The following is a 20,354-nucleotide window of genomic DNA, read 5'->3' as shown; positions in this document are numbered from 1 at the left end:
GTCCTTTTTCATTGGCGCAACCTATGGGCTATCAGAGAATGGCAGCGATGGATTTGGCCAGATAATCCACGTTGTCTTCGCTTATGCCGGCGATGCTGATGCGGCTGGAGCCCACCATATAGATGCTGTAGTCCTGCATCAGGGTGGCGACCTGCTGCTCGTCAATGCCGAGGAAGGAGAACATGCCTTTCTGGCGGGCGATAAAGCTGAAGTCGCGGTCAACGCCGTTTTGCTTGAGTTTTTCCACCAAAATGGCGCGATTGCCATTGATGCGATCCCGCATCACCTTGAGCTCCTCCAGCCATTGGGCCTTGAGCTCGGCCGAACCCAGAATGGTTTCCACTATGGCGGCGCCGTGGGCCGGCGGCATGGAGTAATTGCAACGTACCACGTACAGCAGCACAGACAGAGCCACATCGGCCTGGGCACTGTCTTTGGCTATGATGGAGCAGGCGCCGATGCGCTCACGGTACAGACCAAAATTTTTTGAGCAGGAAGAAGCCAGCAGCATGTTGTCGACGGCGGCGGCCATGGCCCTGACGCCATAGGCATCTTCATCGACGCCGTCACCAAAGCCCTGGTATGCCATATCTATCATGGGCATAAAGCCGCAGTCCTTGGTGAGTGCAACCACTTGATCCCATTGATTCTGTGTCAGATCCTGACCGCTGGGGTTATGACAGCAGGCGTGCAGCAGCACCACATCGTCCTTGCCGACGGTTTTCAGGGTCGCCAGCATGTCATCAAATCTGAGCGTCTTGTTCTGGTAGTCGTAATAGGGATAGGTTTTAACCGTCAGACCGGCAGCCTGAAACAGACCTGTGTGGTTGGCCCAGGTAGGATCGCTCACCCAAATGGTGGCGCCGGGCTTACAGCGGGCGATGAAATCGGCGGCGACCCGGAGGGCTCCCGTACCACCCGGAGTGGATACGGTGCGGATGCGACCCGCGTTCAGGGCCGGATGCTCGCTGCCAAAGGCGAGGGCGGATGTGAGCTCGTTAAAGGAAGCAGAACCTGTGGGGCCGATATAGACCTTGGTGGTTTCGGTATCCAGCCTGAATTTTTCGGCGGTCTTGACGCAGGCCAGGATGGGGGTATTGCCCTGGGGATCTTTATACACACCGACACCCAGATCCACCTTTTGTGGATGACTGTCCTGACGATACTTGGTCAATAAGCCCAGAATGGGATCTGCCGGCATGGCGCTGAGATATTGAAACATCTTTCCTTTACCTTCTGCTGGTTTATCAGGCCAGTCTGGCCCTTTGGAATGAACACCTAGCATAGCCTGAATTGCACCGCAGTTAAACGCAAATACCAGCATCAAAAGCCTGAGCGAGACGGAAAAGCCCTGTGGGAATTGGCAACTTTTCTGGTCAAATCCGGTCTGGATTGGCTAAAACAAGGGCAATTTTTGTCATCTTGAACAAAAATCATTGAACAAAGGGCCGTTTGCGACAAAAAACGGTTGAAAGCCCGTGGCCATTGAGTATTTTTAGAAGCATGAAGACTCAAAACGGAATCATTCCTTCAGTAAACGTAACTAAAAGCTGACAGCCTGTAGCGTTGTCTTGCCAGTCAAGCTGCCATGGATACTCCTGACATTGGAGAACATGGCCACTCAAAAAGTTAAGTGAGAAACGATGAAGCAATTACGTCTTGAGCCAGTAAAAGGGTTCCGGGGAGAAGTGAACATTCCCGGATCCAAGAGCATTTCCAACCGGGCCCTGCTGCTCGCTACCCTGGCCGAGGGTGAAACCACCCTGGTCAACCTGCTGGATTCCGATGACATTCGCCATATGTTGGTGGCTCTGAAGCAATTGGGTATCGGTTTTAAATTGTCAGGCGACAAGCAAACCTGCGTTGTGCAAGGGCTGGGTGGCCCCATTAATGCGGCGCAGCCTCAGGAGCTGTTTCTTGGCAATGCCGGCACCGCCATGCGGCCTCTGTGCGCAGCTCTGACCCTGGGACAGGGCGCGTTTACTCTCACCGGTGAACCGCGGATGGAAGAGCGACCAATCGGCGATCTGGTGGACAGTCTTCAGGCCCTGGGTGCCGATATTCGCTATTTGAAGCAGCCAGGGTTTCCGCCACTGACCATTTCCGCCACCGGTCTCAAGGGAGGTGAAGTGGAAATCAGTGGAGAGCTTTCCAGTCAATTCCTCACCGCTTTGTTGATGGTGGCCCCACTTGCCAAAGACAGCGTGGTTATCAAGGTACGGGGCGAACTGGTATCCAAGCCCTATATCGACATCACCATAGCCCTGATGGCGCAGTTTGGCGTCAAGGTCATTAACCATGGCTATCGCTGTTTCGAGTTGGCCGCAGGTCAGAAATACCGCTCGCCCGGCAAGGTTCTGGTAGAAGGGGATGCGTCCTCGGCGTCCTATTTTCTCGCAGCAGGCGCCTTGGGCGGTGGCGAAGTGAAGGTGACGGGTGTTGGTAAGCTCAGCATTCAGGGCGATGTGCGCTTTGCCGATGCACTGGCGGCCATGGGTGCCGACATTGAATGGGGCGATGACTATATCATCGCCCGCGCGGCCAAATTGCACGGTATCGACATGGATATGAACCATATTCCCGATGCGGCCATGACCCTGGCCACCGCCGCCGTATTTGCCGAGGGTGAAACCTGCCTGCGCAATATCTACAACTGGCGTATCAAAGAAACTGACCGGCTCCATGCCATGGCCACCGAACTCAGAAAAATCGGTGCCGAGGTAGAGGAGGGCCACGACTTTATTCGTGTGGTGCCGCCGGCTGTGCCCAAGCATGCGGACATAGACACCTATAACGATCACCGCATGGCCATGTGTTTTTCGCTGCTGGCCTTTGCCGATTGCGGTGTCACCATCAATGATCCCGACTGCACCTCCAAAACCTTCCCGGATTACTTCAATCAATTCGAAAGGTTAACTCAAGCTTAAGGGAGTTTTATTTAAGGGGCCGCCATACGGTAGCCCCGTTAATTTCGCAAAATTCCCCGGATCTTTGCCTTCTATTGTTATATAATGCCGCGCGCTCATTTTCGGTGAACTCATTTGTGCATTCATGGAAGATGGTTTTTTATTGCGGAGGAATTTATGTCTGAACGGGCTCCTGTAGTCACAATCGACGGCCCAAGCGGTGCCGGTAAAGGGACCATTGCCCAGTTGCTTGCCAAACATTTCGGCTGGCAATTGCTCGACAGTGGTGCGATATACCGGGTACTGGCACTTGCAGCTATTCATCACAATGTAGAACTGGAGAATGAAGAAGCCCTTACCTTGCTGGCCGCACATCTGGATGTGCAGTTTCTGACCGGCAATGATAAAGACGCCATCAAGGTGGTGCTCGAAGGGGAAGATGTCACCGGTGCCATCCGTTCCCAGGAGTGCTCCAACGCCGCTTCAAAAGTGGCCGCTTTCCCACGGGTTCGTGAGGCGCTTTTGCGCCGCCAGCGTGCCTTTAATGTGGCTCCGGGACTTATCGCCGATGGTCGCGATATGGGCACTGTGGTTTTCCCCACGGCACCGGCAAAAATTTATTTGACCGCATCGGCCGAAGAGCGGGCTCAAAGACGCTATAATCAGTTGCGGGACAAGGGCTTCGATGTTAACATCGATCGCCTTTTAACCGAGATAATCGAGCGTGATGAGCGGGATATGAACCGCCCGGTTGCGCCCTTAATCCCGGCGGAGGATGCCCTGGTGATAGACACCACGGGTATAGCCATAGACGATGTACTGGCCAAGGCCATAGATTACATCGAGACCCAATTATCGGTTTCCGGTCAGTAGGCCGGCGCCAGATAGGTATCCGCATCAGGGAAGACGCGGGTTTGATTACTGACTCCAGGTCCAGGATGGATGCTGGTTTATTACTACTTAAAGTAACTTAACATGACTGAATCTTTTGCTGATCTGTTTGAACAATCCCTTCAACAACTGGAATTCCGTCCAGGTTCTATCGTTCGTGGTACTGTAGTTGCCATCGAAAACGGCCTGGTACTGGTTGACGCCGGTCTGAAATCCGAGAGCCCAATCCCAGCCGAGCAGTTCAAGAATGCCCAGGGCGTTCTGGAAATCGCCGTTGGTGACCAAGTTGACGTAGCTCTGGACAGCGTTGAAGACGGTTTCGGTGAGACTCAACTGTCTCGCGAAAAAGCCAAGCGCCACGAAGCCTGGATCGTTCTGGAAAAAGCTTACGAAGATGCTGAGACCGTTATCGGTATCATCAATGGCAAGGTTAAAGGCGGTTTCACCGTTGAACTGAACGGTATCCGTGCGTTCCTGCCTGGTTCTCTGGTTGACGTGCGTCCAGTACGCGACACTGGTCACCTGGAAAACAAAGAACTGGAATTCAAAGTTATCAAGCTGGACCAGAAGCGCAACAACGTTGTTGTTTCTCGTCGTGCAGTTATCGAGTCTGAGAGCAGCGCTGAGCGCGATGCTCTGCTGGAAAACCTGCAAGAAGGTCAAGCAGTTAAAGGTATCGTTAAGAACCTGACCGACTACGGCGCGTTCGTAGATCTGGGCGGTGTTGACGGCCTGCTGCACATCACCGATATGGCTTGGAAGCGCGTTAAGCACCCATCTGAGATCGTAAACGTTGGTGACGAAATCAACGTGAAAGTACTGAAGTACGATCGCGAGCGTACCCGCGTATCTCTGGGTCTGAAGCAACTGGGTGAAGATCCATGGCTGGAAATCAGCAAGCGCTACCCAGAAAACACCAAGCTGACCGGTCGCGTGACCAACCTGACTGACTACGGCTGCTTCGTTGAAATCGAAGAAGGCGTTGAAGGTCTGGTACACGTTTCTGAAATGGATTGGACCAACAAGAACATCCACCCATCCAAGGTTGTTAACCTGGGTGACGAAGTTGAAGTTCTGGTTCTGGACATCGATGAAGAGCGTCGTCGTATTTCTCTGGGTCTCAAGCAGTGCAAGACCAACCCATGGGAAGATTTCGCCAACCGTTACAACAAGGGCGACAAGGTTTCCGGTAAGATCAAGTCTATCACTGACTTCGGTATCTTCATCGGTCTGGACGGCGGTATCGACGGTCTGGTTCACCTGTCTGACATCTCTTGGAACGGCACCGGCGAAGACGCCGTTGGCGAATACAAGAAAGGCGACGAAATCCACGCCGTGGTTCTGTCTGTTGACCCAGAGCGCGAGCGTATCAGCCTGGGCGTGAAGCAGACTGAAGACGATCCATTCAACGCTTACCTGGCCGACAAGAAGAAAGGTACTATCGTTACCGGTACCGTGACTGCTGTTGATGCCAAAGGCGTAACCGTTGAGCTGGCCGACACTGTTGAAGGTTACATCCGTGTAGCTGACATCAGCCGTGAGCGCATCGAAGATGCATCTACCGTTTACAGCGTAGGTGACAGCGTAGAAGCCAAGTTCATGGGCGTTGACCGCAAGAACCGTTCTATCAGCCTGTCTATCAAAGCGAAAGACGAAGCTGATGAAAAAGAAGTTATGGCTAACTTGAACAAGCAAGAAGACGCTGTTATTAGTAATGCTATGGCTGAAGCCTTTAAGGCAGCTCGCAAGTAATTTCGCCTGCCATATGGGAGGGTTATCTCCCTCCCATAGGCGACTGTGTTTGGCTTGATATTAGGGGTAGCTAGGATGACTAAATCCGAACTGATCGAAAAACTCGCCACCAGGCAGTCGCAACTGTCGGCGAAAGAGGTGGAAGGCGCTGTAAAAGAGATGTTGGAGCAAATGGCAACAACATTGGAAACCGGTGATCGTATCGAGATCCGTGGCTTTGGCAGTTTCTCCCTTCATTACCGCGCTCCTCGCGTTGGCCGTAACCCAAAAACCGGGTCTTCGGTCGAACTGGATGGCAAGTACGTTCCGCACTTCAAGCCAGGCAAGGAATTGCGCGAGCGTGTTGACGCAGTCAACATGTGATTGTCTTAATGCTTAAAAAAGCCTCCTTTTGGAGGCTTTTTTGTATCCGGCCGGTTTCCGTGCTGGTCAGCGTGTTCAAATTCTTGGATAATCAGGCCATTGAACCGCGTTTAGGGAGTATAACGTGAAGGCATTTTTCGCGACCGTGATTGTCGCCTTGCTGTTCTTTCTGGCGCTGCTGCTGGGCGCGCGCAACGAGCAAATGGTTACCATCAGTTATTTTGTTGCCCAGGGTGAATTCAGATTGCCTGTGGTGCTGGCGAGCGTTTTCCTGGCGGGCTTCCTGCTGTGTTGGCTGTTTGCCATCTACCATATTACCCGCCTGAAGCTGGCACTCGCCAAAGCCAGACGTAAATTATCAAAGCTGGAGTCGGCCACGGTTGCCGGGACAGTAACCACAGAAGGTGAAGTGAAGTCCTGATATGCTGGAAATCCTGTTTCTGCTGCTGCCAATTGCCGCGGCCTATGGCTGGTACATGGGCAGGCGCAGTATTAGGCAACATCAGAGCAGTCGCAGCAAACAGCTCAGCCGGGACTACTTCACGGGCTTGAATTTTTTGTTGTCCAACGAGTCGGACAAGGCGGTGGATCTCTTCATCAGTCTGCTGGACGTGGACGATGAAACAATAGATACCCACATGTCCCTCGGCGCCTTATTTCGAAAACGCGGCGAGGTTGACCGCTCCATTCGCATCCACCAAAACCTGATTGCCCGTCCCAGCCTGACCACAGAGCAGCGGGATCTGGCTATGATGGAGCTGGGCAAGGACTACCAGGCAGCAGGTTTCTATGACAGGGCAGAGGAAATTTTCCTGACCTTGGTCAAACAGGAAGACCACAGCGAAGAAGCAGAAAATCAGCTGATAGCCATTTATCAGATCACCAAGGAATGGCAAAAGGCCATAGATATCACCAAGCGGCTGCCGCGCAAGCGCCAGCAGGCACTTAAGCCCACCATTGCCCATTTTTACTGTCAGTTGGCCGACGAGGCCATGGAGCCCGATGCCAAGATAAAACTGTTTGGCATGGCACTTAAGCAGCACGGCGGCTGTGGTAGAGCACTCCTGAGTTTGGCGCAGCTCTATTTGAAGCAGGACAATTATACCGAGGCCAAAAGAATGCTGGCCGAGCTTGCCACTGTGGATCTGCAGCTGCTGCCAGAAGCGCTTAAAATTGCTCGGCAAGTGTATGATGAGCTTAAAGATAAGGAGGGCTACCGCGATTTGCTGACCCAGGCCGTGGCCGATGGTGCCGGTGCTTCAGTGGTGGTGGCCCTAGCCGAGCATTTGATCGGCTCAGGAAAGACCAAGGATGCAGAGCGCCTGGTATTGGATGCCCTTTATCGGCATCCGACCATGCGGGGCTTTCAGCACCTGATGCAATTGCACATACGCCAGGCCGAGCCCGGACAGGCAAGAGACAGCCTTGCCATGCTGGAGCAACTGGTAGAACAACAAATTAAATTCCGTCCAAGTTACCGCTGCACTTCCTGCGGTTTCCCGTCACATACCCTGTATTGGCATTGCCCTTCCTGTAAATCCTGGGGCAGCATCAGCCGGATCAGGGGCTTAGACGGAGAATAGGACGGTGAGCACCTGTACCAAAGAAACATCGGGAGACAAGATGAGAGATACCCCCATTCTGGTCGCATTGGATTTTGATGATCGCAATGCCGCCCTGCAGCTGGTCGACAAACTGGATCCCGCTATGTGCCGTCTTAAGGTCGGCAAAGAAATGTTCACCCTGTTTGGACCCGAATTGGTCAGGGATTTTCAGGGACGCGGCTTTGAATTGTTCCTGGATTTGAAATTCCATGATATTCCCAATACGGTCGCCAAAGCGGTGGCCGCCGCCGCAGAGCTAGGCGTGTGGATGGTCAATGTGCACGCCGGCGGTGGACTCGCCATGATGGAAGCGGCCCGCAAGGCGCTGGAGCCCTACGGTGAGCAGGCGCCTTGGTTGATTGCGGTGACAGTGCTGACCTCCATGAGCGATGACGATCTCAAGTTGCTGGGCATCAATGTGCCTGCGGCAGAGCATGTCAAACGCCTGGCGGGCTTGACCAAGCAAGCGGGGCTGGACGGGGTGGTGTGTTCGGCCCAGGAAGCGACTATGCTCAAACAACAGTTGGGACAGGACTTCAAGTTAATCACTCCGGGTATTCGTCCCGCTGGCAGCGATGCGGGCGATCAGCACAGAATTATGACCCCCGCCAAGGCGCTGGAGGCCGGATCCGATTACCTGGTCATTGGCCGACCCATCACCAAGGCTGCGGATCCGCTGCAGGCGCTCAAGGATATCCACGCCTCTATTCAAGGCCTGTAACGGCCAAGGTTTGTAAGGGGCGAGGCTTGTAAGAGATAAGAACGGCATCATAAAGGAGTCAGGTTATGTTCAATTTTGATGGAAAGAAGGTCTTCGTTGTTGGGGGTACCAGTGGCATCAATCTCAGCATAGCCCTGGCGTTTGCCGGCCACGGTGCATCGGTTGCCGTGGGCAGTCGCGATCCGGATAAGGTCGCCCGCACAGTGGAAGCCCTGCATAAGGTCAACCCCCGGGGCCAACATCTGGGGGTTCGCTTTGATGTCCGTGATATGGAGGCACTCAGCGCCGGTTTTGCCGAGGTTGAACACGCCTTCGGTAAACTGGATGTGCTGATAAGTGGTGCTGCCGGCAATTTTCCTGCCAGCGCCAAAGATCTCAGCCCCAATGGCTTCAAGGCGGTGATGGACATAGATCTGCTGGGCAGCTTTCAGGTGCTCAAATGTGCCTATGGCCTGATGCAGCGGCCAGGCGCCATAGTGCAGATCTCCGCGCCCCAGGCCTTTGTGCCCATGCCGATGCAGGCCCATGTCTGTGCGGCCAAGGCCGGAGTCGACATGCTGACCCGCACCCTGGCGATGGAATGGGGTCCTGAAGGCATAAGGATCAATTCCATAGTGCCCGGGCCCATAGCCCATACCGAAGGTTTTAACCGCCTGGCGCCATCAGAGGAATTGCAGGCCAGGGTCGCCAAAAGCGTGCCTTTGGGACGCAATGGTGAAGGTGTGGACATAGCCAATGCGGCCATGTTCCTGGCCTCGCCACAGGCTGCGTATATAACAGGTATCGTCATGCCCGTTGATGGTGGCTGGTCCCTTGGTGGCGCCAGCATTGCCATGTCGGGCCTTGGCAAGATGGCATAAAGTAAAAGAACACGACAAGTTGAGAGTGAAAAATGGCTAACGCATTACAGGAGCAACTGCTGAAGGCAGGGCTTGCCAGCAAACAAAAGGTCAAGGACGTTAAAACCCAGAAGCGCCGTGACCGCAAGTCCAACGTGGACGACGGCTCAGCTACCCTGAAACAAAGTATCGCCGAGCAAAAGAAGCGCCAGGCTGAGCAGGACAGGGCACTCAATGAGCAGCGTTTCCAGGAAGCCCAGGCCCGGGGCCAGGTACGCAGCCTGGTAACTGAAGTCAAACGCTGTGCCATCAAACCGCCCGCTGGGGCTGAGCTTAAGTTCAACTACACACTGAACAACAAAATTTATCCCTTGTTTATCACAGAGCGGATCCAGGCCCAGTTACTGGGGGGCCAACTGGGTATCGTCAGGTTGGAAGACAGCAGCTTCATAGTGCCGCACAAATTGGCCGAACGGGTCAATCTGCTGGTGCCTGACTGGTGTGGTTACCTGTGGAAGCCGGAAGACAGCAACCCGGCATTGGAAGAAGAGGATCCCTACGCTGATTATGTGATCCCCGACGATCTTATGTGGTAGTTTTGTTCAGGCCCCTTCATTGAAGGGGCTTTTTATTTTAACCCAGCGGCTTTCCTGCGTTGCGCAAAGTCCCGGTTTGTTGGCAGCGACCGGAAAAAGCCCTTGGATAATACCCCTGTTGCCATTGTGTTCGGCAGTGAATCAGGCTAGATTAAAACAACTGTTTTAATCTAATGTTTGAGAGTCGCCATGTATCCCTATTCTGCTCCGCTTAATGAAATGCGCTTTTTGCTCGACAAGGTCTTCAAAGCACCTGCCATTTGGCAGCGTCTGCCGCAACTGGCTGAGACAGTCGACCTGGATACCGCCATGGCCATCCTCGAAGAGGCGGCCAAGCTTAATCGCGACATAGTGCAGCCCATCAACCGGGCTGGAGATGAGCAGGGAGTCAGGTTTGAAGACGGTACTGTGATCACCCCGGACGGCTACAAGGAGGCCTATCAGGCCTTTATGGAAGGTGGCTGGGTGGGCTTTTGTGGCGATCCTGAGTTTGGTGGTATGGGCATGCCGAAAATGCTTGGCGTGCTGGTTGATGAAATGGGCTACAGCGTCTGCAATGCCTTCAACCTGTACAGCTCTTTGACCGCAGGCGCCGCACTGGCTCTCAATGCCCACGGCAGCGACGAACTGAAGGATTTGTATTTGCCCAAGCTCTACAGCGGTGAGTGGGCTGGGGCCATGGACATGACCGAACCCCAGGCGGGCTCCGATCTGCGCGGTGTTCGCACCCGTGCCGAGCCCCGGGACGATGGCTCTTTCCTTATCAGCGGCAGTAAGATTTTTATCACCGGTGGCGATCAGGATCTCACCTCAAACGTGGTGCACCTGGTCTTGGCCAAGCTGGTCGGCAGCCAGTCATTGTCACTGTTTTTGGTCCCCAAACTCAAGGTCAATGACGATGGCAGTCTGGGCGAAAATAATGGCGTCAGCGTGGGTTCCATTGAGCACAAGATGGGCCTCAAGGGCTCGGCCACCTGCGTGATGAATTTCGACAATGCCCGTGGTTTTCTTATCGGCGAAGCCGATCGCGGTCTGGCCTGCATGTTTACCATGATGAACTACGAGCGCCTCGCCATTGGTATTCAGGGGCTGGGCAGTGCCCAGGCGGCATCGCAGATGGCCACAGACTACGCCAAGGAGCGTCTGCAGGGGCTGGCCGCCACGGGTTCAACTGCCGCGGCAGATCCTATTCTGGTCCATGGTGATGTGCGCCGCATGCTGCTTACCATCCGAAGCCTCACCGAAGCCGGACGAGCGCTCGCCGTCGACGCGGGCATGCAATTGGATCTGGCAAAGTTTTCCGAAGATGAAGCCGAGCGCGCAAAGGCCGCCCGCTTTGTGGGACTGCTGACTCCGGTTGCCAAAGCTTTCCTGACCGATCGTGGTCTGGACGCCTGCATCATGGCGCAGCAGGTATTTGGCGGCGCCGGTTATATTCGCGAGACAGGGATAGAGCAGTTTGTCCGCGATACCCGCATCGCGCAGATTTATGAGGGCACCAACGGTATTCAGGCGATTGATTTTCTGGGCCGCAAGGTTACCGGGGACAACCTCGCGACGCTGAATGAGTTTATCGCTGAATTGAAGACTGAGCTTGCTGCCTTGGCTCCAGAGTGGCAGGACAAGGCCGGCGAACTGCTGGCATTACTCGACGAACTGATTGCCAGCGCCGGCAAAATAAACGATGCCAAGCGCGAGCAACCGGCACTGATCAATAGCGTAGCGGTAGACTATCTTGATGCCTTCGGCTTCAGCCTCTACGGCTATTACTGGATTAAAATGGCCGCACTCGCCCAGGAAGAAGCGGATGAATCGTTTGCGCAGCAAAAAGCCGCATTCTGTCGCTTCTACCTGGAAAAATTGCTGCCAAGAGCCCGTTGGCACCTGAGTCAGGTGAATGCCGGCGCCGGATGTATCATGGAGCCGGGTACTGAGCTGTTCTAACGCAGTGCTCGGATAAAAGGCCTCCCATGGGAGGCCTTTTTTGAACCCTTGCCTTGAAAAGCAGCGCGCCAGGTCTCGGTCGTGATGTTTTTTCGAGCAAATTCAGCAGTCTTTTACACGGCCGGGCCAGAAAAAGGTTGCTGCCACCCGGTTAAGCCGGTAATTTCTACCCCCGGTTCTCTGTTGTCATGCAGCGGGAGCCTTACCAGAGCGTTACCCTGTTAAGAGGCGCTTTGGATCTGTATTGGAAGCCTCATCCTTGAGTGCCGCAACCAGCCCTAAGGAGGATACCTTGCTGGATAAGCTGGGTGGAATTGCCCTGCAGCCTGATCAAATGCAATGGCTGCTAACCCCGACCAATTTCAAGAACAGTTTGCTGGAGCGTATCGCTCAGGCAAGGCATTCGATATATCTGGCTGCCCTGTATCTGGAAGATGATGAAGCGGGCAGGGAAGTGTTGCAGGCGCTGATGGCTGCAAAGGCGCGTAATCCCGAACTCAAGGTCAAGGTTCTGGTCGATTTTCACCGTGCCCGTCGAGGTCTGATAGGACACACGGGTGACAGCGGCAACTATCTGATGTACCGCAGGGTAATGAGCGAAGCCGAGCACTGTATCGACATTCTCGGGGTGCCGGTAAAATCGCGCGAATTTATGGGTGTATTGCACCTCAAGGGTTTCGTCATTGATGATGCGGTGATTTACAGTGGCGCCAGTATCAACAACGTTTACCTGCAGCAACAGGGGCGCTACCGTTTTGATCGCTACCACCTGATTGAAAACGCCCAGTTGGCCGAGTCCATGCGCAGCTATATTGATGCGCACATTGTGGCCGATCCGGCGGTGTCGTCACTGACCCAGTGCGCCGAATCGGAAGTGCTGCCCGAGAAGACCGACATTCGCAGTTTCAAGCAGCGGCTTGCAGCCGGTCAATATCGATTTGAAGCCGTCACCCAAGGGGCGAGGATCACCCCCCTGGTTGGCCTTGGGCGCAAACACAATGCCCTGAACAAGACGGTGCTCGACTTGGTTGATGAGGCCAACGAACAGCTGTTTATTTGCACCCCTTATTTTAATCCGCCTTATCCTCTGGTGCGGGCCCTGGCGAAAAGACTGCGTCAGGGAATAAGAATCGACATAGTGGTCGGAGACAAAACAGCCAATGATTTTTATATTCCGCCGGAGCGCGAATTCAGCACCATTGGCGCCTTACCTTATTTGTATGAGCAGTCACTGCGCAAGTTCGTGAAACGTCAGCAGTGGGCCGTCGATGCCGGTCTGCTCAATGTGCACCTGTGGAAGCACGAAGACAACAGCTTCCATCTGAAGGGCATAAGTTGCGATGGCAAGCGGCATTTGATCACAGGGTCCAATCTCAATCCTCGCGCCTGGGCGCTGGATCTGGAGAATGGTTTGTTGCTCCATGACACCGAAGGTCAATGGCGGGCGCAATTCGAGGCAGAGCAACAGCATATATTGCTGCATACCAAAAGGCTGTACCATTACAGCCAGGTCGACACGCTGCAGAGCTACCCCAAGCCGGTGAAGAAGATCATGAACCGCATCAAGCGGCTCAAGGCGGATTTTCTGCTGCGTCGCATACTCTGACTTGCTGTTGATCCAACATCAGCCACGGATTCAAGCCCGTGGCTTTTTTGTATCTGCAGCCTCTTGCAGCGCCTGTTGGCTGCCGCTAGACTTGCGCTCCCCGGAAAATGTATCCGGTGTCCTTACCCATCACAGCGGAAGCCACAAATGTCACAGCCGGAACCCACTATGTCACTGCCGGAACAGCTATTGCCGGAACATGCGGTTCACAGGCTTTATCAATACCGCAAATCCATCTCCACCCGACCTTTTACCGCCAGGGGAAAGAGTCTCAAACGCTGTGGTCAGTGTCTGCTGTCGGAACGCTATTGCACCTGCGGTGCCCGTGCCTCGCTTAACAGCAACGCGGGCTTCCTGCTGTTGATGTACGATGATGAGGTGCTCAAACCCACCAACAGCGGCCGCTTGATTGCGGATCTGGTGCCGGATACCCATGCTTTTCTCTGGTCCCGAACCGAAGTCGCTCCGGAAGTGCTGGCCTTGTTGTCTGACCCGCGCTACCAACCGTTCGTGGTGTTTCCGGGAGAGTACGCCACCGAAGGTCAGCAGGTACTTGGGGAAATTGACAGTCAATCCATGTTCGCGCTTGGCAAGCGGCCGCTGTTCGTGATGCTCGATGGCAGTTGGCGCGAAGCGGTGAAAATGTTCCGTAAAAGCCCTTATCTGGCGGGTTTGCCCATGCTGTCATTTGATGCGGCAACCGTTGCCCGTTACGCCCTGCGCAAGGGGCAGCGGGATTTTCAGTTTGGCACTGCCGAGGTGGCTGCCATGGTATTGGATGCCATGGGGGAAAAAGGTAACGCCGAGGCGCTCGGAATGTGGTTTGATCTCTTCATTGAATGTTCGCTGCTGGGGCGCAGTCGCAGGCCCAGTACCGATATGAGTGTCCGTGACGACTTGTTGCAGCGCTTTGCAGAGCAAATGGCGGCTCTTTCCACCGAAAAAAACTGAATTGGTCGGAGCGACAAGATTCGAACTTGCGGCCCCTGCCTCCCGAAGGCAGTGCTCTACCTGACTGAGCTACGCTCCGAACTCACTCCAAGATATGTATGGTCTGGTTAAAATTCAAGCCTCTTAACTTGAAATTTACGTGGTAAATCACCCCATTAAGAACAAGGCCGGCATTTGCCGGCCTTGCTGTTTCTGCCATCAGACGCCGACTTCGGTGCCATCAAGCTTGCGGATCACCACGGTTGCAGCCCTTGGCCTGATGCGCTCGCCGGCCGGCGTGGCCTCAGTGGCATCGTTGGATACGGGCCAGTTATCCGGATGCTGGATATTGGCGAACACACTGCGATAGTCCGGGCTGATGGCAAAGCCCGTTACTTCGCAGCCATTGGGGCCAACAAAGAAGCGTCGCAGTTCGGTCTGATTTGCTTCACCTATGGTCTGTTGCTTACCGTCACCATCCGTCAGTGTGGAAGGGACAACGGCCAGCATCTGATCGTTGGTGTAGGAGGTAACTTCACTGGCACCGTTATCGGTTTGGATCCAGAGAATGCCGCGCTTGTCGAAGGACAATCCATCGGGGCTGGCGAACTGATTGAATTCACTCAGGTTTGACAGGTTATAATCGGCATTGTCTGTTGGGGCACCAAAGACAAAAATGTCCCAGTTGAATTCAGTATCCGAAGCGCCTTCGTCCCAGCGAATAATGTGACCGAAGTTGTTCTTAAGCCTGGGGTTAGCGGAGTTGGTTTCGGTGCGCTTGCTGTTATTGGTCAGGGTCAGATAGGCGCTGCCGGTGAAGGGGTCAACGGCACACCACTCGGGTCTGTCCATGGGGGTGGCCCCCAGAAGATCCGCCGCGCCAGGGGTATTGAGCAGTATGTCGGCCTGAGTGGCAAAATAGTCGGCAAGGGTTTTGCCATCCTGAGTGCTTGAACCGGGTTCCAGCGCCAGCCAGGTACCGCTGCCGTCTTCGTTAAAACGTGCCACATAGAGTACACCATCATCCATATACTTGGCGCCCGTGGCCAGGCGGTTGGCAGGCTTGGCATCTGCTTCGCTCCAGCTCGCCTTGGAGACAAACTTGTACAGGTATTCAAAGCGGGAATCGTGGCCCGAGTAAAACACCAGGCTTTTGCCTTCTTCCAGTTTACCGAAGGTACAGCCCTCATGGCGGAAACGACCAAGGGCGGTACGTTTCACGCCGCGGGCGTTGGGGCTGTAGGGGTCTATTTCCACAATGTAGCCATGACCGTTGGCTTCATTGCGATAGTCATAAAGGGCGCCGGCGCCGGTTGCGGTGACATCGAAGCGGGCAAATTCATCCACGCGCTCTTCTTCATGGCCGGCCAGATCGGCCCAGCCGTAGCGGGTTTTGCTGGTACCTATACCTATGCGTTTCTGGGACTCGGTCAGTTCTCCCTTGTTGACGAAATACTCGGGCCAGTTTTCTTCGCAGGTTAAATAGGTACCCCAGGGGGTGTACCCGTTGCCACAGTTGTTTAAGGTGCCGCGGGCTTGACTGCCATCGGGAGAGAAAGGCGTGACCAGGTGCTCGCTGTAGGCGACCGGGCCGGCGATATCTAAGGTGCTGGCACCGGTAATGCGGCGGTTATGGCTGTCGTTGGTCACCACGGTCCAGTTGCCCTCCACCAGACGGATACGCACAACAGTGATGCCATGGGCATTGATTTCCTTGCGCACTTCATCAATGACATTGCGCAGGCCGGTGTCGGCATCCAGGGTCGGGCCCATGGGATGCAGAGCATCTTGCTCTATGTATTCATGGTTGATACACAGCAGGCCGTCATCGGCAGCGTCATTTAAGGGAAAGAAGTGCATGCCATCGTGGTTTTGACCAACGGAATTGGCCTGATCCTCAGCTGTGTTGCTGCCGTCGGCCTTCCAGGGCGCGGCCTTGTCATTGAGCGGCGTACCCCAGGGAGCCAGGATCTGTGCCTTGTAACCTTCGGGGATGGTCACTGCATCGGTCAGGGAGCCGGGGATGGAATTGAATCCAAGAGAGACACTGCTCCTGGCCGGTGGCACCTGAGTGGGAGGCACGGGCTCAGTTGGGGTTGGCGTAGTCTTGTCATCCGAGTTGCAACCGGCAAGGCCAAAGCCGCCGAAGGCGGTGAGGGCGCCAAGGCCAAGGCCGCTCTTGACGAAATGACGGCGTGACAGGTGCTTGTCCAGCACCTCGGCAAAGGAAGTGTTATTGCTGTTGTTGTAACGAGTGGGGTCGAAAGTCGCCTTGCTCATGCTTGCTCCAGATGGCTGATTCTTTGTAAATGTTACTTTGGAAGTTGCCAACGAGCCTAGTGACGGAGTATGACAGATACATGCCAGTGAAATGACAAATCCACGACAGCGGCCAGTAGGATATACTCGAACAGAAAGCCAAAACCCTGGATGAAAGATCAATGAATGAACAACAAATGCAATTGACCCTGCTGGCCAGACTGGAGCCGGGTTGTCTGGGGCCTGACGGGCTGAGTCATATCGCGGCTTTTTGCGCTCTGGCGCAGCGATCGGTTCAGGCGCTTGCGCCGGGTGTATGCCAATGGCGCCTGGAACCCAGGCTTGATAAAACTCTGCCCGAACTGGAATTTTCTATCGCCAATCGTCAGCTTTCAAGGGAGCAGGCTGACCGTTATCTGGAACTGTTCGACTTGGAAATTGACAGCCTGGAAGAACGCTTTCATACCAAGATGGCGCAGCTTATCAACCAGTTTCTCGCCCGCCAGGGCTAAGCCTGCTTACCCGACCGGCACCCCTTCAACCACTATCGGTGTCTGGCTTAAGTCCCAATTTCCTCGTGCCATTTCAGCGCGGAACATCTGGGTATGGGCCGTGCCGGCGCGCAGTTCCCGGCGTTTGTGATATTTGAGCCATTGGTGCCGGGCCTCCACGTAGGCCGCCAGCCACTTATGCTCGTCTCCGCCCTTTGAGGGGGGCCTTTCACTGAAGCGCTTGCGCAGGAATAAGGGCACGCATCCGGACTGAACGAAGGAGTCGTAGATCACCAGCAAAGACAAGGGGCATATCAGGCCGTGGGCCTCGCACCAAGCCTTGGCCGGATCCCAGTAAAAGGTATCGAAGAAGGCGTCCTGGGTTTGGCGCATTATAGGGTCGTCGTTGGCGGCCTGTACCAACAGTTGATGAAAGCCCTCGTGACTGACCAGGGATTCAGTACCTATCCTGTCAAGGAAGGGAACAAAGTCATCACTGAAAACACCTTCGTTTTCAACATACATTTCAATAAGATATCTGAGCTTATCCTGCTCTTTGGCCTGGCAGCGACCATAGGTGATCTGAAAGCTGCCGTTGACGCCATCATCCTGGATTTTCAATGAATCGTAGCCAAGGGATTGATGCCCTTTGCCAAACTGGGTTTCTATCAATTGGATGAGGGTTTTAGGATCTGCCATGGCTGCTTCCGGATATCTGCGGGCCCCGAATGGCGCCGCACTGCAAAACTCTATATTGGCTGCTTGCGACAACACAATCCATGGCAGTTGGAAAATTTATTCCGTCGAAGTTGCTTGTTCGCCACCGGCACTGCCCGGAGCCAGCTCCATACGGCAGGATTGCTGCAATTGTTGCCACAGAGCTATGTGTTCTTTGATGGCCGCTTTCAGCCGGAACATTGCTGAGTCTGGCAACTCGCTAAAATAAAACTGTATTTGGGCTTCATAGGCTGTGCCTGTGTACAGGTCCAGCAGAGCCGGGCCCAATTCAAATTGTATTGTGTCAAGCGCCCCCAGAAAGGGGTGGATCCGGCCAATGAAAACCTTGTTGAGCACATTAAGCAGTATTTCCTGACGGTTTTTATTGCGTCCCGGTTGACATAAAAACCCCTTGGCCTGGGAGAGTCCCTTATTAATACGTTCAAGGGCGGTCAGACTCTGGGACAGGCTTAGCATATATCCGGCTATAAGGTCACTGCGGTGCAGCTCCCCCAGGGCCTGTTCCACTGACTCGGTGTTGAGCTGCTGCCAGTCTGCCCGCAAAATGGCTTGTTTGAGTGTAAGCAGCACATTGAATGCCAATTGGGTCTCGCTCAGGCCCCCTAGCGGTTGCTGACTGTCAAGGCCATGCCCCGGAATGAGGTTTTGCCTCAGAGTGCTGTCCTGCTCCAGCATAAAGTGCAAGTCCTGCATCGCGCTGCCTATCTTGGCCTCCCGTTCGGCTTGCAGCACGCTCCTCAGCCTGGCCTCGTTCGACTGTGCCCCATTGAGGGAGGTAATGCATTCGGGGGCAAGGCGAATAAAATTCAGCTGGTATGCCAGACGCTGGCTTGGCTGTGCGACCCTGCCAAGGCTGTTATTGTGCTCGGCAATCAATCGCCCCAATGGACACTGGGCAATATTGGCCAGTTGCAGCAGGGAAATGTTGACCTGAGCATCGGGCCAACGACGCTTTGGAGGCGAGGCAAAAACGGGCACGTCAGAGGGAGTGGTTTTTGAACTTAGACTTTGCTCCAGTACCCGCTCAAGGCGGTCCTGGTAGTCCAGCCAAAGATCCCCTGCATTGGGAGAGCAAGCACTCAAAAACAGCACCAGAGCCAGACAAAACGACAGGCCCGGCAGTTTAATGCTGCCGCCTTTTACTGGCCTAAGAGCGTGGAAAAGGCTGGCACTATTGCTGAAATTCATGACCTGAAGTGTAACAACCGCTGGTAGTTTCAATTATGGGTCAGCAGCAGTCCGGCGTCAGTGCCGTTTATCCCTGAGTATTCTGTTTGAGTTTCTCAAGCAAATCTCCCACCAGTTGATGGGCAAGGCGACAGTCCCTATCCGACAGTAACGACAAGCCCTCCATCAGCCAGGGCGTCAGCTTATCATTGGCGCTTAAAGGCAACTGGTCGAGCAAACTTTGGGTCTTGTGTTTGAGCGCCTGCAACTGCGGTGCCGGTGCTGCTGTGTTTTGCAGTCCCAGTCGTTTTTGCGCATCTGAGAGAGCGTAACAGTAGAGCATGGAGGCTTGCCCCAAATTCAATGACGGATATTCGCATTGCTGTGGCACATAGCTGAGCAGATCGCACAGGGCCAGCTCCTGATTATTCAGACCGCTGCTTTCGCGGCCAAAGACCAAGGCGGTCTTCTGGCTCGCTTTGGCAGCCAGGGTCTGTGCCAGTTCATCCGGTGCCAGGTAGTGCCTTGGGGAACCCCGCTCCCGGGCCGTGGTGCCTACCAGAAGATCAAACTCAGGGCGAACTGCCGCCAAACTGTCAACCACACGGGCCGATGCTAAAATCTCTGTGGCCCCATGAGCAACCCATTGGGCTTCGTCCTGCTGGTGACACTGGCTGTTGACCAGCACAAGCCGGGAGAAGCCCATGGTTTTCATGGCCCGGGCGCAGGCACCAACGTTGGCGGGTCTCGCCGGTTCAACCAAAACCAGTGTGGGCAAATGAAGTTGTGTCATAGCTGGGCGCCTTGAAAATAAAAGGGCACCTTTGTGCCCTAAAGCCAAACAAGATTCAAGCCCAAATTGCGGTTATGGCTTGGAACTCAGTGGATTTGATGTGCTGCGGAAATTATCCTGAGCCCGCCAGAGCCTGTATCTGAGCTCGGCGTTTTCCGGCAGGTAGAAAACGATTGGCATGCGGCTGTTATAGTTGAGCCTCAGGCTGCCGGGGAGGGCGACGAAGCCTTGCTTTTTTGCCAGTTCGAAACAGGCGCGCAGGGTACTGGGACCCTCACTGAGTTCATCCACCCGGTAATACGGGTAACCCCAGCCTTCCAGAGTCAGGGTTTTCAATTCGCCCTTCAGGCTGTGTTTGTTACAGTCCAGCCACTGGGTTTGGCCAATCTGGATTTCCACCATCCAGTCGACTTCATCCGTCAGCGCCGGCAAGGTTAGTACCCATTGCTTCATGCCGGCTTGCGGTGCTGGAAACATCTTGACCGGCTCGGCCGCGACAAAATCGCTGGTGCTTTGGATTGCCAAGTCTATTTGTGGGATGGATTGTTGTGGCATGGAGTGTTGAGGATCGGATTCGGTAGCCGCCAAGGTGGTCAGACTGGACAGGGCGAGTAGGGCGGCCATCAAATTATGCTTCATGGAGTCTCCTTGGGAATTGAGCTGTACCGGAATGGCTTCTATCTCAAACGGTATTTCTGCCTCAAAGGGTTATTTATCTTGCCCAGCGTCTTGGAAACGAGCAAGGGAAAGACAT

Annotated in this window: 19 protein-coding genes and 1 tRNA gene; 13 read left to right on the top strand and 7 right to left on the bottom strand. The window is 54.5% G+C overall.

What is annotated here, in order from left to right:
* Positions 1-31 precede the first annotated feature (31 nt).
* A complete protein-coding gene (locus tag JYB85_RS09190) occupies positions 32-1,222 on the bottom strand; it encodes an amino acid aminotransferase (RefSeq protein ID WP_207381930.1) in 1,191 nt (396 codons plus the stop codon).
* A gap of 421 nt (positions 1,223-1,643) precedes the next feature.
* Here JYB85_RS09190 and aroA point away from each other — a divergent pair, with 421 nt between their 5' ends.
* From aroA to JYB85_RS09130, 12 genes are all read left to right on the top strand, one after another.
* The gene (gene aroA / locus JYB85_RS09185) at positions 1,644-2,927 is read left to right on the top strand and encodes a 3-phosphoshikimate 1-carboxyvinyltransferase (RefSeq protein ID WP_207381929.1); all 1,284 of its coding nucleotides are present in this window, start codon (positions 1,644-1,646) and stop codon (positions 2,925-2,927) included.
* A 156-nt stretch (positions 2,928-3,083) separates the two neighbouring features.
* Positions 3,084-3,779 (top strand): (d)CMP kinase, encoded by a 696-nt coding sequence (cmk, locus tag JYB85_RS09180; protein ID WP_207381928.1) that lies wholly within the window; start codon positions 3,084-3,086, stop codon positions 3,777-3,779.
* 102 nt (positions 3,780-3,881) lie between these two features.
* On the top strand, positions 3,882-5,549 hold the full coding sequence (gene rpsA, locus JYB85_RS09175) for a 30S ribosomal protein S1 (protein ID WP_207323043.1): 1,668 nt from the start codon (positions 3,882-3,884) through the stop codon (positions 5,547-5,549).
* 75 nt (positions 5,550-5,624) lie between these two features.
* Positions 5,625-5,912: an integration host factor subunit beta gene (gene ihfB, locus JYB85_RS09170; RefSeq protein WP_207323042.1), complete on the top strand. Its 288-nt coding sequence runs from the start codon at positions 5,625-5,627 to the stop codon at positions 5,910-5,912.
* A gap of 124 nt (positions 5,913-6,036) precedes the next feature.
* Positions 6,037-6,333: a LapA family protein gene (locus JYB85_RS09165; RefSeq protein ID WP_207323041.1), complete on the top strand. Its 297-nt coding sequence runs from the start codon at positions 6,037-6,039 to the stop codon at positions 6,331-6,333.
* Position 6,334: 1 nt separating this feature from the next.
* Complete coding sequence (gene lapB, locus JYB85_RS09160; protein WP_207323040.1) at positions 6,335-7,495, top strand: lipopolysaccharide assembly protein LapB; 1,161 nt, start codon at positions 6,335-6,337, stop codon at positions 7,493-7,495.
* 40 nt (positions 7,496-7,535) lie between these two features.
* A complete protein-coding gene (pyrF, locus tag JYB85_RS09155; RefSeq protein ID WP_207381927.1) occupies positions 7,536-8,237 on the top strand; it encodes an orotidine-5'-phosphate decarboxylase in 702 nt (233 codons plus the stop codon).
* A gap of 65 nt (positions 8,238-8,302) precedes the next feature.
* Positions 8,303-9,097, top strand: coding sequence for an SDR family oxidoreductase (locus JYB85_RS09150; RefSeq protein WP_207381926.1), 795 nt, complete (start codon positions 8,303-8,305; stop codon positions 9,095-9,097).
* A gap of 32 nt (positions 9,098-9,129) precedes the next feature.
* Positions 9,130-9,672, top strand: a complete 543-nt coding sequence (locus JYB85_RS09145; protein ID WP_207381925.1) for a DUF2058 domain-containing protein — start codon at positions 9,130-9,132, stop codon at positions 9,670-9,672.
* 189 nt (positions 9,673-9,861) lie between these two features.
* The gene (locus tag JYB85_RS09140; protein ID WP_207381924.1) at positions 9,862-11,616 is read left to right on the top strand and encodes an acyl-CoA dehydrogenase C-terminal domain-containing protein; all 1,755 of its coding nucleotides are present in this window, start codon (positions 9,862-9,864) and stop codon (positions 11,614-11,616) included.
* A 292-nt stretch (positions 11,617-11,908) separates the two neighbouring features.
* Positions 11,909-13,222, top strand: a complete 1,314-nt coding sequence (gene pssA / locus JYB85_RS09135) for a CDP-diacylglycerol--serine O-phosphatidyltransferase (protein WP_207381923.1) — start codon at positions 11,909-11,911, stop codon at positions 13,220-13,222.
* 168 nt (positions 13,223-13,390) lie between these two features.
* Entirely contained in the window at positions 13,391-14,173 is a 783-nt protein-coding gene (locus tag JYB85_RS09130) for a tRNA-uridine aminocarboxypropyltransferase (RefSeq protein WP_207381922.1), read from the top strand.
* Positions 14,174-14,175: 2 nt separating this feature from the next.
* Here JYB85_RS09130 and JYB85_RS09125 read toward each other — a convergent pair.
* A tRNA-Pro gene (locus tag JYB85_RS09125) sits at positions 14,176-14,252 on the bottom strand.
* A gap of 119 nt (positions 14,253-14,371) precedes the next feature.
* On the bottom strand, positions 14,372-16,432 hold the full coding sequence (locus JYB85_RS09120) for a PhoX family protein (RefSeq protein WP_207381921.1): 2,061 nt from the start codon (positions 16,430-16,432) through the stop codon (positions 14,372-14,374).
* 161 nt (positions 16,433-16,593) lie between these two features.
* Here JYB85_RS09120 and JYB85_RS09115 point away from each other — a divergent pair, with 161 nt between their 5' ends.
* Positions 16,594-16,923, top strand: a complete 330-nt coding sequence (locus JYB85_RS09115) for a hypothetical protein (RefSeq protein WP_207381920.1) — start codon at positions 16,594-16,596, stop codon at positions 16,921-16,923.
* Between the two features lie 6 nt (positions 16,924-16,929).
* On the opposite strand, the gene JYB85_RS09110 is transcribed toward JYB85_RS09115, so the two are convergent.
* From JYB85_RS09110 to eco, 4 genes are all read right to left on the bottom strand, one after another.
* Positions 16,930-17,601 (bottom strand): chitosanase, encoded by a 672-nt coding sequence (locus tag JYB85_RS09110; RefSeq protein WP_207381919.1) that lies wholly within the window; start codon positions 17,599-17,601, stop codon positions 16,930-16,932.
* Positions 17,602-17,697: 96 nt separating this feature from the next.
* The gene (locus JYB85_RS09105) at positions 17,698-18,723 is read right to left on the bottom strand and encodes a DUF3080 family protein (protein WP_207381918.1); all 1,026 of its coding nucleotides are present in this window, start codon (positions 18,721-18,723) and stop codon (positions 17,698-17,700) included.
* A gap of 172 nt (positions 18,724-18,895) precedes the next feature.
* On the bottom strand, positions 18,896-19,600 hold the full coding sequence (locus JYB85_RS09100) for a tRNA/rRNA methyltransferase (RefSeq protein ID WP_207381917.1): 705 nt from the start codon (positions 19,598-19,600) through the stop codon (positions 18,896-18,898).
* Positions 19,601-19,672: 72 nt separating this feature from the next.
* A complete protein-coding gene (gene eco, locus JYB85_RS09095) occupies positions 19,673-20,239 on the bottom strand; it encodes a serine protease inhibitor ecotin (RefSeq protein WP_207381916.1) in 567 nt (188 codons plus the stop codon).
* Positions 20,240-20,354 lie beyond the last annotated feature (115 nt).

It is taken from the genome of Shewanella sedimentimangrovi, from assembly GCF_017354965.1.
Lineage (GTDB): Bacteria > Pseudomonadota > Gammaproteobacteria > Enterobacterales > Shewanellaceae > Shewanella > Shewanella cyperi.
Note: the sequence above shows the minus strand (reverse complement) of the source record. Positions and strands in the feature narration are given on the sequence as shown.